Below are 13,078 nucleotides of genomic sequence, written 5' to 3'. Positions count from 1 at the left end.
TCCTTTGCAGAGAAGCAAGTTATTTCGAGCTGCAGATATGTTCGGCAATCAATTTGCCGTGGCCCCGGCCGGTATCGATAAAGACCTCATTGGCGTTACGGCCGGAGGCGATGACCCCCGCGACGTAGAGGCCGGGAATGTTGCTTTGCATCGTGGCGGGATCGAATTTCGGCTTTTCCATTTCGTCATCCATCTCCACGCCCGCCGAGACCAGCAGCTTGCGGCTGGGGCGGAAGCCGGTGAGGGCGAGCACGAAGTCGTTATCCAGTTCCAGCACTCCGCCATTAGCACTGGTCACGATGACCTTGTCTTCGGCAATTTCCGTTACCCGCGATTCCAAATGCAGCGTTATGAGACCCTTCTGAACCATGCTTTCGAAGATCGGCCGCACCCATGGCTTGATATTGTCCGAAATGCTCGCACCCCGGTAAACCATGTCCACCGAAGCGCCGACGCGGAGGAGCTCCAGCGCCGCATCCACCGCGGAATTGCTGCCGCCGATGACGGCGACCTTCATCCCGGTATATGGATGGGCTTCGCCAAAATAATGTGTCACCTTGGGCAATTCCTCGCCGGGAATGCCGATCAGGTTCGGCTGGTCGAAATAGCCGGTGGCAATAACGACATGGGCGGCCTCGCGGCGCAGCTCGTCTCCGCGTTTGTTGCGGGTGTGAACGGCGAAGCCGCCGCCTTCCAGCCGCTCGACGGCCAGCGCTTCCTCGTAAGGGGCAATATCCAGCTTATGCTGCTCCGCAGCCCGGCGATAATAGACCAGCGCCTCGTGGCGGTAAGGTTTGTCGTAAGGCGAGGTGAAAGGCACTTCGCCGATCTCCAGCAGCTGTGCGGTACTGAAAAATTGCATGCCGGTCGGATACAAAAAGATAGAGTGAACGATAAAATGTTTTTCGACGATCAGGCAAGACAGCCCTTTGCGCCGGCATTCAATGGCGGCGGACAGTCCGCATGGTCCTGCTCCGATAATAATGACGTCTAACACGCGGTTCATGACCTCCCTAGGTTATGTAGTTCTTCTAAATGGTACCCCAAAAAACGAAAATGCGCCAATGACCGGGTTGCAATCCAAATAAACGAATGTATAATTAGATATATATCTAATTCAGGAAGGCGAAGGGAATGATCGCATGCAACTGGAGAAAATCGTGAATTACCATAAAGCGCTGGCCGATCCGACGCGGATGCGTATGCTGCTGCTGCTCTCGAAAGGAGAGGTCCACGGGCAGGCGCTGGCCGAGAAGCTGAATTTATCGCAGCCGACGGTGACGCATCATGCCGCCAAGCTGCGGGAGGCCTCGCTGATCCATGAGCGCAGGGAGAAGAACACGGTCTATTTTTCATTGAACCGCGAATTTATCCGTTCCGGCGCGGAAGGATCGCTAAAATTTATCTTCGATAAGGGGGTGGAGGAAATGGAAGAACTATCGGCCGAGAAAAACCTGCGGGAATCGGTGCTGCGCAACTTTTTCGCCAAAGACGGGCGGCTGCGGCAGATTCCGGCCCAGTATAAGAAAAAGCTGATTGCGCTCGAATATATGGTGGAGAAGCTGGAGCAGGGCGTGATGTATACGGAGAAAGAAATCAATGAGTTCATCAAAACGTTCCATGAAGACTTTGCGACCATCCGCCGCGAGTTCATTATGCACCAATTCATGTACCGGGATAACGGGAAATATGAGCTGAACCCGCGGGAAATGTGGACACATTGGGAAAACGTCAAATAAACGTCGAACAAATCAAAATCTTTTGTGACAATTGTTACTTATGCTGTTTAAATGTCCAAAAAAGGAATATCATTATAATGTAAGCGTTATCTGACATATCCTAGAAAGGAGATTATCAGCATGATTTTCAAGCGAAACAAAAGTGCGGCTTCATCTGTTCCTCCTTCGGTCACGTTGCAGCAGGTCAAGCAGGCGATCCGGCAATTTGAACAGGATATGCCAGCAAAGATTACCCGCACGGTATTGATCCGGGAGGACAAGAGCATCGATCTCAGCCGGCTCAAGCGGTATCTTGGCGGCGTGCCTGAACAGAAGTTCTATATGTCGCGTGAAACGTTTGAAATTTTCGAAGAAGCCGACAAGCTGGTTCCGTATTATCTGGATCTGGTTCAGTCGGCGGTAGACAATTATGTAAACGATACCGGAAAGCTTCCGCTCATCGAAGATGCTTGGCTGCCCGAGGTGCATTACCGGCTGCTCGCCACCGAACGTTATTTGAAGGAGACGCCTCCATTCCCGCTGTATATCACGGAGGAGGAAATGATGCTGACGCATCGGCCGGAGCATTTTAACTGAGCAACCAAGAGGTCTTCCTTTTCACGGGCCGCGCATAGTACAATGGGGTTTAATTGATTTTGCGGTCAATGGACCCGAATGTACAAGGAGAGGCCTGCAATGAATGAAACACGTTGTCTGTTGTTTGACCTGGACAATACGCTGATGGACCGGGATGCGACGTTCCGCAGCTTTGCCAGCCAATTTGTAAAAGAGTTATTGAGCCATTTGCCGCAGGAAGCGGCTGAGCAAGCTCTGGAAGAGATGATCGTGCGCGACGCGGACGGCTACCGGGACAAAGACGGTTATTTTGCCGAGCTGAGCGAGGTGCTGCCTTGGAACGAGCCAGTAAGCGCAGCCCAGATCAGGGCTTATTATGACTTGAATTATTTCGGCCATGGTGCGCCGATGCGGCACGCCAAGGAGATTCTCGACTATTGCCGAGGACGCGGCTACACGATGGGCCTTGTTACGAACGGCAAGACGGAGCTTCAATATCGAAAAATCGACCTGCTCGGCATTCGTCCGTATTTTACGGACATTGTCATCTCGGGTGAGGTCGGCATCAGCAAGCCCGATCCGGATATTTACCGCCTTGCGCTGGAACGGCTCGGCGCTGCGGCAACGGAAACGCTGTTTATCGGGGATCATCCCGTAAACGACATTTGGGGCGCGGCGAAAGCGGGAATGCAAACGATATGGCTGAAGCGGAACCATGCCTGGGACCCCAAGCTGGATGTAACGCCCTGGAAGACGATCCGTGAGTTAGATGAGCTGACGGGTTTGATCTAGGTTATATTTTTTCGGCCGCGGGGTTGACAGATGGCTGCGAAGCCCTTTATGATGATATCGGTTATATGATTTTCCTGGTATTTCAAGAAAATTTCGTATGACACCCAATTCTGTATTTCCGAAAGGAGACGAGGTAATTATGACAGTCCATAGCTCTGTTTTTGCTGCAATTGTAATGGTTGTCGATACGCGTCTTCCGGAAACAGCTGCTGCATGCTAGATTAGTCAAGCATTGCAGTATTAGCGGGTAGTTTTTATTTGCCTACTATCAGCCGCCTGGAACCGTATCGTGTTCCGGCGGCTTTTTTGCGCGATTTTTCAGGCTGGGGATGGATGCCCCGGTATATTTTCGCGCATCTTTCCAGCCGCCGGGACAAAGGTTCCCGGCGGTTTTTTGCTGTTTTCGAAAGCTGCGAAGGGAAAAGGCTGAAAAATCAAGATGAAGGCTTATCAACGATAAAAACAAACTTTGGAGGAAACAAATGAATCTCGAACAATACGGCTGGAATGAACATTGGGCCATGAAATGGCAGGCGGCGCAGGCCGCCGGCAAGGAAAAGGAACGGACGCCGGGCCGCATCGTCGGCGACTTCGGCAGCAAATACCGCGTGATGACCGCGGAAGGAGAGGCTTGGGGCGAGCTGGCCGGGAAACTGCGGCACTCGCTCGCGGATTCCGGTGAGTACCCGGCCATCGGCGACTGGGTACAGCTGTCGATGCAGGACGGCGGCGAACATGGCATGATCCATGGCGTGCTGCCGCGCCGCAGCGTGATTTCCCGCAAAGTGGCGGGAAAAACCCAGGAAGAGCAGATCGTGTCCGCCAATGTGGACACGTTGTTCCTGGTCTGCGCCTTGAACGGCGACTTTAACGTGCGCCGGATGGAACGTTATCTGATCATGGCGTGGAACAGCGGCGCGAACCCGGTCATCCTGCTGACCAAAGCGGATTTATGCCAGGACGCACCGCAAAAAATCGCCGAGATGGAGCAGGCCGCGCCTGGCGTTCCGGTGTTTGCGGTCAGCGCGCTGAGGGGCGAAGGCCGGGAGCAGCTGCTGCCGTACATCGGCCACGGCAAGACGGTAGCCCTGACGGGATCGTCGGGCTGCGGTAAATCGACGATGGTCAACTGGCTGAGCGGGGAACAGCTGCAGCTGACGCAGGAGGTGCGCGAGGACGACAGCCGGGGCCGGCATACCACCACGCACCGGGAGCTGTTTGCGCTGCCGGAAGGGGGAATCGTCATCGATACCCCGGGAATGCGGGAGCTCCAGCTCTGGGACGATGACAGCGGCCTGGAGCTGACCTTCCGCGACATCGGCAGCCTGGCCGCCGAGTGCCGGTTCGCCGACTGCCGGCATGAGCAGGAGGAAGGCTGTGCCGTACTGGCCGCCGTGAGGAATGGCGAACTGGAAGAAAAGCGGCTGCTCAACTACCGCAAAACACAGAAGGAGCTGCGCTACCAGAACAGCAAAGAAGCGAAACAGAAGCGCAAGGCGGCAGCCGCTTCCAGAAGCGTCGCGGCCAAGCCGCGCGCGTCCGGCTGGCACCGCGAGCTGGACGAATACTAAAAAAATCCCCGCAAAGTGAAGAGAGAGAGCAGCTTCGCAGCCGATTCAGGTACTTTACGGGGCCCCGACAAGCAGCCCAACATAGTGTGGATTAGCTTCGCATTGGATTAGATACCTCAGATACAAATATATTGCAAAAAAAGGACGTTCCGCTGCCGAAGCCGGCGAGGGAACGTCCTTTTTGCTGCGCTGGCGGCTTGTGCGAGAAGCCGCCGTTGCGCTTTATATAAATAAAAGTCCGGAAAAGATGTTATGGAAAGTAGAATGCCAGGCAAAATCAGTTCGTGCGTGGCCGGGTACGGCTCTTCACCGGACTTTTAACGCGGACGGTTTAGAACGAAGCGGCAGCTTTCTTGGCCAGCTCCAGACCGTTAGCGATAATTTCTTGGGCTTGTTGCGGATTTTGGTTATGGCCTTCGATGATAACTTGAACGGTCTCCTGGAAGCCCCAGAAGTTCAGGTTGCCTTGGATGAAGTTAACGGCCATTTCGGCAGCTGCCGCAGGACCTTCGGAATAAACGCCGCCGCGTGCGTTCAGGATCGCGGCTTTTTTGCCGGTCAACAGGCCAACCGGACCCTCAGCGGTGTATTTGAAGGAAGTACCGGCTTGGTTCAGGTAGTCAATATAGGTGTGCAGAACCGCAGGAACGGTCATGTTCCACAACGGGAACCCGAACACCACTTTGTCCGCAGCTACGAATTGATCCAGATATTTGCGGACCAGCGCTGCGCCGGCAGCTTCTTCCGGTGTAGCTTCGAAGCCTTGGTTGGCTTTGTATACGCCGGTAATCAAAGTGTTGTCATAATAAGGAAGCTGTTCGGCAAACAGGTCAAGCTCGGTAATGGTATCTTCCGGATGGGTTTCCTTGTAGCTTTTCAGGAATTCGTTATACAGCTGCACGCTGACCGCTTGCTCAGCTGGGCGGTTATTGGCTTTTACAAAAAGTACGTTCGACATTATGATTTCTCCTTAAGTATATATTGTTTACTAACTATAAATAATATAGCACTTAGTTTTTTGTTTGTAAATGAGTGTCGATGAAAATAAATGTTTTACCGACAGAAAAACGCTTGAAATTGCATGGCTACCACATGTCCAATTTTCCGGGCAGGATTTTCGGGCTTGTCTCAAGATGTAGTGATGACGGGCTTTTTGCCATCATTCGGGCAGGATTTGGCATTCGTTTAAACGGGAATGGACCCGGTTATATAGGTGGTACCAAGGAGGAAGGAAATGATTTCCTCACTCAAAAAAGGAGCGATTGGCATGTCCATTGACCGGTTTATTATTAAGAAATTGGACGACTGTCAAGAAGAGCGGACGCGCATTAATCTGCTGAAGCTGTTCAAGCTGCGGATTCAAAAAGCGGAGAAGGAAGCGAACAAAAACTACCGGATCAGTTAATCCCAGGTCTCGCCAACTTCCAGGGGCAAAAAAATATCCCTCCGTTTAATAGAGGGATAACGCCAATGTATCGTTTTCGCTATAGCTGTGCAAAATAGCTTCCGAACCTTTGATTTCAATGCTGATCAGAGAATTGAGGCATTTTTGCAAGGCGCTTTTGCCCTTCTGGATTTTAAGATCCAGCGTATTGTTCAGGAGTCGGAGTACCTTTTGCGTAGGTTGCTTATTTTCTGTCGTAAAGTACACGGGTACAAGCTTGTTCTGAAACGTAATGAGCATTCTCATTGAAATCACCTCGCTACAAGTAATTCATGTTACTCATCATACCCTCCATTTCTTAATTTTACCTTAAAATTAGCTTATAATAACATAAAGATTAAGAGAGCCGCGTAAAATAGCCGGTCGGTTTCGCCCTCGGCGGAATGCGGGAAAGGAACGCATGTGAAAAAGAGAATCGGGCCTTCTCTGGCCCAATTACTGTTTCCGGAGTCTGCGGGGAGCGGTGCGAAGCGTTTCGCCGAACTTGGGCTTGCAGAGGACGCCGAACGCGTCTGCCGGCTGAAATTCAGCGAAGGAAATGAGCATACCGATATTTGCCTGCAAATCCATACGGATTATGTGCGGCTTGTCAGCCTGCTGGATTCTGACCCGTATACATATACACTAAAAGATCCCGCAGCGGTGAAGCGGGCTTGTTATACGCTGTTTGGCTGTAAGGAAGATGCCGTGCCGGCGAAGCCGTCGGGTGCAGGCCTGCTGTTGTCAAGAGTCCGCTTTGCCGAGCTCGAAGCGGCCGCACACAAGCATACGCTTCTATATCTGGCCGAGCAGCTGCGTGCGGAAACGGGCGATCTGGTCAGCTCCGCCCACTTGGCCAATGCGCTGAAATATCAGACTTGCAGAGGCGAACTGCATTTTTACGGCTATGGAGAAAATGGCTGGGAGCCAAGCCGGGCTTCGTATATCGAGAACGGCAATGGCGGCTGGCTGCTGCGCATCAGCGGCAACCCGGCGGAGGATTGGATGATCGCTATTCCTGCCGAGAAGCCGCATGTGTGCGCCGCTTTATATGCGTGGACCGCTTTCCATACCCCGGTGCTTACTGCAGAATAGCCGTGGTGTACGGCGGCAACGTGAGGCTGGTGCCTGCAAGTTTTGCACCGGATGGTACGGACTCAAGCAGCTTGGTGTACATGGAGCCGTCGCCGCCGGCATGCAGCATGACCGTCTGCGCCGTACCGGTCAAATTATGCACCACCAGCGCTTTGCTATCCGCAGTCATCCGCTCGTAGGACATGACGCCTGCGTTGCCGGACGCGTAGTCTTTGATTCCGCCGTCTTTTAGCGCGGGCAAGCCGGCGCGCAAGGCGATCAGCTCGCGGTACCTGGACAATAACGAGCCAGAATCCTTTAATTGGCTATCTACGTTTGCCGAGGCATTATTTTTGTTGTTGGTATCCGCTTCCCAGGCCGTCTGGCCGGCAGCTTTGGCGTCTGCGCTCCAGCGCATCGGCTCGCGGATGCCTTCATCCGGCTTTACGCCCAGCATCCCGATCTCTTCGCCATAGTAGATGAACGGATTGCCAGGCAGCGTCAGCAGCATCGCCGCAGCCATGGCGGCATGGTCGGGATTGTCCTCCAGCTGGCTCATGACGCGGTTCTGGTCATGGTTGGTTAGGAAGATGGCATCCGAGAAGCTGCCGCCGGAGACCTGCGAATACAGCTTGTATGTGCGCTCCAGCGTGAACGCAACGCCGCTGTCTTTTTCCGTCTTCGCGGAATTCACCAGCGATTCGGCCAGCCCGAAGTTGAACCCCGAATTAAACGCATGATCGAGATAGGCGCCGACGGAAACGGCCGAATTCTCCCACACTTCGCCTACGATATACGCCTGCGGATTGACCTCATTCATCGCTGTACGGAATTCCTGCCACCAGGTTACGTTTTTCGTAGTGGTCTCGGTGCTTTTGTCCGTCAGCAGATCCTCGTAAATATGCTTCGCCGCATCCAGGCGGAAGCCGTCAAGGCCTTGTTTCAGCCAGAATTTGCCGATATCCTTCATTTCCGCGCGGACATCCGGATTGTCGAAGTTGAGATCCGGCATGCCGTCCCAGAAAATGCCCATATAATGGCTGCCGAGCAGGGAATGCCACGGGCTGCCGCTGCCGGCGGCGCTGGTTCCGCTTAGGGCCCGGTTCTGGTCCTCGGCCCAGATGTACCAGTCCCGGTGCTCGCCTTGCGGATTTTTAGCCGAATCGATAAACCACGGATGCGCTTTGGAAGTGTGGTTGACGACAAGATCCATAATCACCTTGATGCCGCGTTTATGCGCTTCATTGATCAGCTCCTGCATATCTTCCAGGGTGCCGTAATCCGGATTGATGCTGCGGTAGTCCGTCACATCGTAGCCGTGATAACTAGGCGAGGGGTTAACCGGCATCAGCCAGATTCCTTCGACGCCCAGATCGTCGGTTGTGGCCGGGTTGCCGTCGTTCAAATAATCGAGTTTCTCCGTAACGCCGCGCAGATCGCCGATGCCGTCGCCATCCGAATCATTGAAGGAACGGACGAAAATTTCATAATAAACATTGCCATGCTGCTCTTGGGCGGCGCCGGCGCTTTGGGCCGTCTGCGTCCCGCCGGTGGGCGGCGGTGCCGGGGATGCTGTCGCTGATGTCTCGGCGTTTTGATTCGCTGCCGGGGATGCTGACGGCGCGGCGTCGCCGTCTTTGCCGCCGGAGCAGCCGGCAAGCACCGCTGCCGTCAGACCTGCGGCCAGCATCGCACGCGATAGCCGGCGGGCCGTATGTAATCGTTTTGCATTCATGGAACCATTCCTCCGCTTTATGAAGTGGTTGTTTTCTTTAGCTACTTGGTAAGCGCTTTATTGTTATCTTAGTGGATTATCGCGCTTTGGTAAAACGTTTGCACAACGCATTATGGTGCTCATTTGGTCAAATCCAATGATTTATGCAGTTCTGGTAATATCAATCTACTGAATGCTTCCGTTTACACCGGTTTATGGCCGAATATTATGATGGTGTACGGTATGCTGGACTGATTTTCGGAAATGGCGGCCAATTTTGCCCATACTCCTCCGGAAATTCCGTGCAAACGATGTAAACCGGGCGAATTAACCATCGGCTGGGCTTTTGCATATGCTGATGCAAGGGACCCAAAACCCGGTAAGAAAGGAGAATGGACAATGAAAGCAAGGAGTAAGCTGGCAATCTGCTTCATGATGTTCGCCTTGTGTTTTTCGGTGCTTGCCGGCTGCGGCGGCAAATCGGAAAATGTGAAGGTTAAGATCGGCGAAGTCACCCGTTCCGTGTTCTATGCGCCCGAATATGTGGCGTTGTCGCAAAATTTCTTTAAGGATGAAGGCTTGGATGTAGAGCTCCAGACGATACCGGGCGGCGACAAAACGATGACCGCGCTGCTTTCCGGAGCGATCGACGTGGCGCTGGTCGGCTCGGAAACCTCGATTTATGTATACCAGCAGGGGACGGAAGATCCGGTCATCAACTTTGCACAGTTGACCCAGCGGGACGGCACATTCCTGTTTGCGCGACATCCGGAAGGCAGCTTTTCCTGGGATCAGGTAAAAGGCTCGACGTTTCTCGGACAGCGCAAGGGCGGAATGCCGCAGATGGCCGGCGCGTTTACGCTGGAGCAAAAGGGAATTGATGCTGCAAAGGATCTGACCCTGATTCAAAATATCGATTTTGCCAACATTCCCGGCGCCTTCGCTTCCGGCACGGGCGATTTCGTACAGCTCTTCGAGCCGCAGGCATCGATCTTCGAAAACGAAGGCCGCGGCAAGGTGGTCGCCTCGTTCGGACAGGAAAGCGGACTGCTGCCGTATACCGTCTTCATGTCAAAATCCAGCTTCATCGATAAAAACAGCGACACGGTGCAAAAATTCACCAATGCGATCCAGCGCGCGCAGCTCTGGGTGAAGGAGCATTCACCGGAAGAGATCACGGAAGCCGTACTCCCCTATTTTGAGAAGATTGACCCGGCAATCGTGACTTCCTCCATCAAACGCTATAAGGAAGCGGACGCTTACGCCGTGAATCCGGTCGTGGACGACAGCGAATGGAACAATCTGCTCGACGTGATCGAATACGCCGGAGAATTGAAACAGCGCGTGCCTGCGGACCAAATCGTCAACAACAGCTTTGCGGAAAAAGCGGAGCGTAGCATTACGTCCGCGGACGCGAAATAGCGGTGGCCGGCATGGAGCCGCTCGTACAGCTGCGCGATGTGACGCACGCCTATTTGGGCGACCGCGAAGCCTCTTTGGCCATTGAAAATCTGAACCTCGAGGTCCGGCAGGGAGAATTCGTCAGTCTGGTGGGGCCAAGCGGCTGCGGCAAAACGACGCTGCTCTCCATCATCGCCGGCCTGCTGCGGCCTTCCCGCGGGGAAGTGCGCGTGGACGGCAAAATCATCTCGGGCCCGTCGCCGGAAGTGGGGTACATGCTGCAGCAGGATTATCTGTTTCCGTGGCGGACCATTCTGGATAATGCGCTCCTCGGGCTGGAGCTGACGGGGGCGCTGACACCGGAAGCGCGGGACAACGTGCTGGAGCTGCTGAAGGACATGGGGCTGGCGGGAAAAGAGCAGGCGTATCCGGCCCAGTTATCCGGCGGCATGCGCCAGCGGGTCGCGCTCGTCCGCACGCTCGCGACCGATCCGGACCTTCTGCTGCTGGATGAGCCGTTCTCCGCGCTGGATTACCAGATCAAGCTGCAGCTGGAGGATCTTGTGGCCGAAACGCTGCGCCGCCGCGGCAAAACGGCGATTCTCGTCACCCATGATCTCTCCGAAGCGATCGCGGTCAGCGGCAGGGTGGTCGTGCTGCAGCGCAACCCGGGCCGCATCCGCAAGATTTTCGAGGTGCCTGCGGAAATCCGGGATACGCCGCCGCTGTATGCGCGCGACCTGCCCGGTTTTGCCGGACTGTTTCATGAAGTGTGGAAGGAAATGGAGCTTGCGGGGAGGGATGATGCGTGAAACCGGAGCAATCTGCGGATGTGGCAGCCTCCCGTACAGCCTGGCTGAAAGAGAAACACCACGAATACCGGAAAAAGCAGCAGCGCTGGCACCTGCGTGTCGCGGCGGTACGGGGCAGCCTGCTGCTGCTGTTCTTCATCCTGTGGGAAGCCGGCGCCCGGCTGGGCTGGTTTGACGAGCTGCTCTTCAGTTACCCGACCAAGGTGTTCCGGCAGATCGGCGGCGATATTGCCAGCGGCCGGCTCTGGCCGCATCTGGGAATGACCGTCGGCGAGACGGCCGTCGGTTTCGTGCTCGGCACGCTGCTCGGCACGCTGCTCGCCGTCCTCATCTGGTGGTCGCCGTTTTTGTCCGCCGTGCTCGATCCCTATATGGTCGTCTTCAACAGCATGCCGAAAGTCGCGCTTGGCCCGATCTTCATCGTAATGTTCGGTGCGGGATTTACGGCCATCGTTGTGACCACCTTGTCGATCACGGTCATTATTACAACGCTTGTCGTCTACAACAGCTTCCGCAGCGTGGACGCGAATCTGGTGAAGGTGGTCCGGTCGTTCGGCGCCTCCAAAGGCCAGGAATTTGCCAAGGTCATTTTGCCGGCTTCTTTTCCCGCAATCGTCTCCACGCTGAAGGTCAATGTCGGAATGTCCTGGGTCGGCGTCATCGTCGGCGAATTTCTCGTAGCCAAAACGGGGCTCGGGTATTTGATCATCTACGGCTTCCAGGTCTTCAATTTTACGCTCGTGATGTCGAGCCTTCTTATTATCGCGGTGGTGGCGACGGCGATGTATCAGCTGGTCGTCTATCTGGAGAAGCTGATATTGTCTAAGCGATGAGCATAATGTCATATTGTGTCTACCCGGAAAATCCTGTACCATGTTTATAGCTTTTTCAGAAACAGGAACAATCGTTTGAAACGGGGTACGGACATGGGTTTTCGGATTATCAAAACGGCGGCGGCAACGCTCCTGGCGGTATTGCTCGCCTCCGCTGCACAAATTTCAGGCGCGCAAAGCGCGGGCCTGCTCGCCATTCTCGGCGTGGAAACGACGCGTAAAAGGAGTCTCCGAACGATTACCGCCCGCTTTTTGGCATCGCTCGTGGGGCTCCTCGTCGGTTGCACGTTATTCGCCCTCTTGGGCTTTCATTATCCGGTGCTGGCTCTGTTCGTGCTTCTGGGCTTTCCGCTCATCGTAAAATCGGGCTATAAGGAAGGCAACGTCACCAGCTCGGTGTCGGTGTTCCGCATTTTCGGACAAGGCAACCTGCACCTGCACACGCTGTACCAGCAGGTACTGCTGCTCATCATCGGCTTAGGTTCGGCGGGACTGGTCAACCTGATTTATATGCCGGGCACCGGCGGGCTCATCTCGGGGATCCGCAAGGAAGTCGACGGCTACTTCTCGATCATTTTCCGGCAAATGGCCCATACGCTGCGCGATCCGGGGTATGTATGGGACGGGCAGGAGCTGATCGGCGTCAGTGCGACTATCCAGCGCGGCTTGACGGCGGCGAACCGGGAGATGGAGAATCATGTCATTCATCCCGATGAAGCGTGGAACGTCTATTTTTATATGCGCAAAGAGCAATTCGAATCAATCCAGAATATGATGCAGCTGCTATCGCAGGTGTACCAGCACCTGCCCCATGGCGACATGGTTGCCGATCTGTTCGACCAGCTTAGCGAAGACGTGCTTGCCGAGTCGTATACCGGCCGGACGGAGAAGCTGCTCGAAGGGGTAGAGAACGAATTCAGCCAAATGGATCTGCCGCAGACGCGCGAAGAATTCGAAGTCCGCTCCGCGATTCTGCAGCTGTGCCGCGAGCTCGCGCTGTATCTCAAGATCGCCAAGCGCCACAAGGTTCCGGTTCAGGTCAAGGCGGACAAGCAGCTCTTCCGGATGGGCCGCCGGGATTCGTGAATTAGCGCAATTATTTGATTGATCTTCACAAATTTGACTAAAATCACGATAAGATAGGTATGAACCATGGAAGGTTTT

At 54.5% G+C, this 13,078-nt stretch carries 15 protein-coding genes; 11 read left to right on the top strand and 4 right to left on the bottom strand.

Annotated features, from left to right (window positions below):
- Positions 1-19: 19 nt before the first annotated feature.
- Positions 20-997, bottom strand: coding sequence for a YpdA family putative bacillithiol disulfide reductase (locus BMW84_RS06730; RefSeq protein WP_091068137.1), 978 nt, complete (start codon positions 995-997; stop codon positions 20-22).
- 145 nt (positions 998-1,142) lie between these two features.
- Between BMW84_RS06730 and BMW84_RS06725 the strand changes: the two genes are divergently transcribed.
- The 5 genes from BMW84_RS06725 to rsgA all read left to right on the top strand — a co-directional run bounded on the left by BMW84_RS06725 (position 1,143) and on the right by rsgA (position 4,657).
- Positions 1,143-1,739, top strand: a complete 597-nt coding sequence (locus BMW84_RS06725; protein ID WP_091065839.1) for a DUF2087 domain-containing protein — start codon at positions 1,143-1,145, stop codon at positions 1,737-1,739.
- 120 nt (positions 1,740-1,859) lie between these two features.
- Positions 1,860-2,315, top strand: a complete 456-nt coding sequence (locus BMW84_RS06720) for a DUF3939 domain-containing protein (protein ID WP_091065838.1) — start codon at positions 1,860-1,862, stop codon at positions 2,313-2,315.
- Between the two features lie 99 nt (positions 2,316-2,414).
- Entirely contained in the window at positions 2,415-3,086 is a 672-nt protein-coding gene (locus BMW84_RS06715; protein ID WP_091065835.1) for an HAD family hydrolase, read from the top strand.
- Between the two features lie 258 nt (positions 3,087-3,344).
- On the top strand, positions 3,345-3,572 hold the full coding sequence (locus BMW84_RS24435) for a hypothetical protein (protein WP_139209593.1): 228 nt from the start codon (positions 3,345-3,347) through the stop codon (positions 3,570-3,572).
- Complete coding sequence (gene rsgA, locus BMW84_RS06710; protein ID WP_091065832.1) at positions 3,569-4,657, top strand: ribosome small subunit-dependent GTPase A; 1,089 nt, start codon at positions 3,569-3,571, stop codon at positions 4,655-4,657. The genes BMW84_RS24435 and rsgA overlap by 4 nt, the downstream gene beginning before the upstream one ends.
- A gap of 331 nt (positions 4,658-4,988) precedes the next feature.
- On the opposite strand, the gene BMW84_RS06705 is transcribed toward rsgA, so the two are convergent.
- The gene (locus BMW84_RS06705) at positions 4,989-5,615 is read right to left on the bottom strand and encodes an FMN-dependent NADH-azoreductase (RefSeq protein WP_091065831.1); all 627 of its coding nucleotides are present in this window, start codon (positions 5,613-5,615) and stop codon (positions 4,989-4,991) included.
- A 276-nt stretch (positions 5,616-5,891) separates the two neighbouring features.
- Between BMW84_RS06705 and BMW84_RS24710 the strand changes: the two genes are divergently transcribed.
- On the top strand, positions 5,892-6,062 hold the full coding sequence (locus tag BMW84_RS24710; protein ID WP_175498617.1) for a hypothetical protein: 171 nt from the start codon (positions 5,892-5,894) through the stop codon (positions 6,060-6,062).
- A 45-nt stretch (positions 6,063-6,107) separates the two neighbouring features.
- Here the strand turns inward: BMW84_RS24710 and BMW84_RS06700 are convergent, their stop codons facing one another.
- Positions 6,108-6,347, bottom strand: a complete 240-nt coding sequence (locus tag BMW84_RS06700) for a hypothetical protein (protein ID WP_091065828.1) — start codon at positions 6,345-6,347, stop codon at positions 6,108-6,110.
- Positions 6,348-6,503: 156 nt separating this feature from the next.
- Between BMW84_RS06700 and BMW84_RS06695 the strand changes: the two genes are divergently transcribed.
- Entirely contained in the window at positions 6,504-7,175 is a 672-nt protein-coding gene (locus tag BMW84_RS06695) for a hypothetical protein (RefSeq protein ID WP_091065825.1), read from the top strand.
- Here the strand turns inward: BMW84_RS06695 and BMW84_RS06690 are convergent.
- Positions 7,162-8,889 carry an alpha-amylase family glycosyl hydrolase gene (locus BMW84_RS06690; protein WP_091065822.1) on the bottom strand — a complete coding sequence of 576 codons (1,728 nt, stop codon included), beginning with the start codon at positions 8,887-8,889 and terminating at the stop codon, positions 7,162-7,164. The two genes, BMW84_RS06695 and BMW84_RS06690, sit on opposite strands and share 14 nt — an antisense overlap.
- 378 nt (positions 8,890-9,267) lie before the next feature.
- On the opposite strand from BMW84_RS06690, the gene BMW84_RS06685 reads away from it, so the two are divergent.
- From BMW84_RS06685 to BMW84_RS06670, 4 genes are all read left to right on the top strand, one after another.
- Entirely contained in the window at positions 9,268-10,290 is a 1,023-nt protein-coding gene (locus tag BMW84_RS06685; protein ID WP_091065819.1) for an ABC transporter substrate-binding protein, read from the top strand.
- Positions 10,291-10,301: 11 nt separating this feature from the next.
- Entirely contained in the window at positions 10,302-11,081 is a 780-nt protein-coding gene (locus BMW84_RS06680) for an ABC transporter ATP-binding protein (protein ID WP_091068134.1), read from the top strand.
- Positions 11,078-11,914: an ABC transporter permease gene (locus BMW84_RS06675; RefSeq protein WP_254772885.1), complete on the top strand. Its 837-nt coding sequence runs from the start codon at positions 11,078-11,080 to the stop codon at positions 11,912-11,914. The genes BMW84_RS06680 and BMW84_RS06675 overlap by 4 nt, the downstream gene beginning before the upstream one ends.
- A gap of 93 nt (positions 11,915-12,007) precedes the next feature.
- A complete protein-coding gene (locus BMW84_RS06670) occupies positions 12,008-13,000 on the top strand; it encodes an aromatic acid exporter family protein (RefSeq protein WP_091065816.1) in 993 nt (330 codons plus the stop codon).
- Positions 13,001-13,078: the final 78 nt, after the last annotated feature.

This window comes from Paenibacillus sp. NFR01 (assembly GCF_900111565.1).
Classification (GTDB): domain Bacteria; phylum Bacillota; class Bacilli; order Paenibacillales; family Paenibacillaceae; genus Paenibacillus_AQ.
Note: the sequence above shows the minus strand (reverse complement) of the source record. Positions and strands in the feature narration are given on the sequence as shown.

Coding starts and splice junctions, on each gene's coding strand:
- BMW84_RS06725 (WP_091065839.1), top strand. CDS start 1,143: ATGCAACTGGAGAAAATCGTGAATTACCATAAAGCGCTGGCCGATCCG.
- BMW84_RS06700 (WP_091065828.1), bottom strand. CDS start 6,347: ATGAGAATGCTCATTACGTTTCAGAACAAGCTTGTACCCGTGTACTTT.
- BMW84_RS06715 (WP_091065835.1), top strand. CDS start 2,415: ATGAATGAAACACGTTGTCTGTTGTTTGACCTGGACAATACGCTGATG.
- BMW84_RS06720 (WP_091065838.1), top strand. CDS start 1,860: ATGATTTTCAAGCGAAACAAAAGTGCGGCTTCATCTGTTCCTCCTTCG.
- BMW84_RS06705 (WP_091065831.1), bottom strand. CDS start 5,615: ATGTCGAACGTACTTTTTGTAAAAGCCAATAACCGCCCAGCTGAGCAA.
- BMW84_RS06680 (WP_091068134.1), top strand. CDS start 10,302: ATGGAGCCGCTCGTACAGCTGCGCGATGTGACGCACGCCTATTTGGGC.
- BMW84_RS24710 (WP_175498617.1), top strand. CDS start 5,892: ATGATTTCCTCACTCAAAAAAGGAGCGATTGGCATGTCCATTGACCGG.
- rsgA (WP_091065832.1), top strand. CDS start 3,569: ATGAATCTCGAACAATACGGCTGGAATGAACATTGGGCCATGAAATGG.
- BMW84_RS06685 (WP_091065819.1), top strand. CDS start 9,268: ATGAAAGCAAGGAGTAAGCTGGCAATCTGCTTCATGATGTTCGCCTTG.
- BMW84_RS06690 (WP_091065822.1), bottom strand. CDS start 8,889: ATGAATGCAAAACGATTACATACGGCCCGCCGGCTATCGCGTGCGATG.
- BMW84_RS06670 (WP_091065816.1), top strand. CDS start 12,008: ATGGGTTTTCGGATTATCAAAACGGCGGCGGCAACGCTCCTGGCGGTA.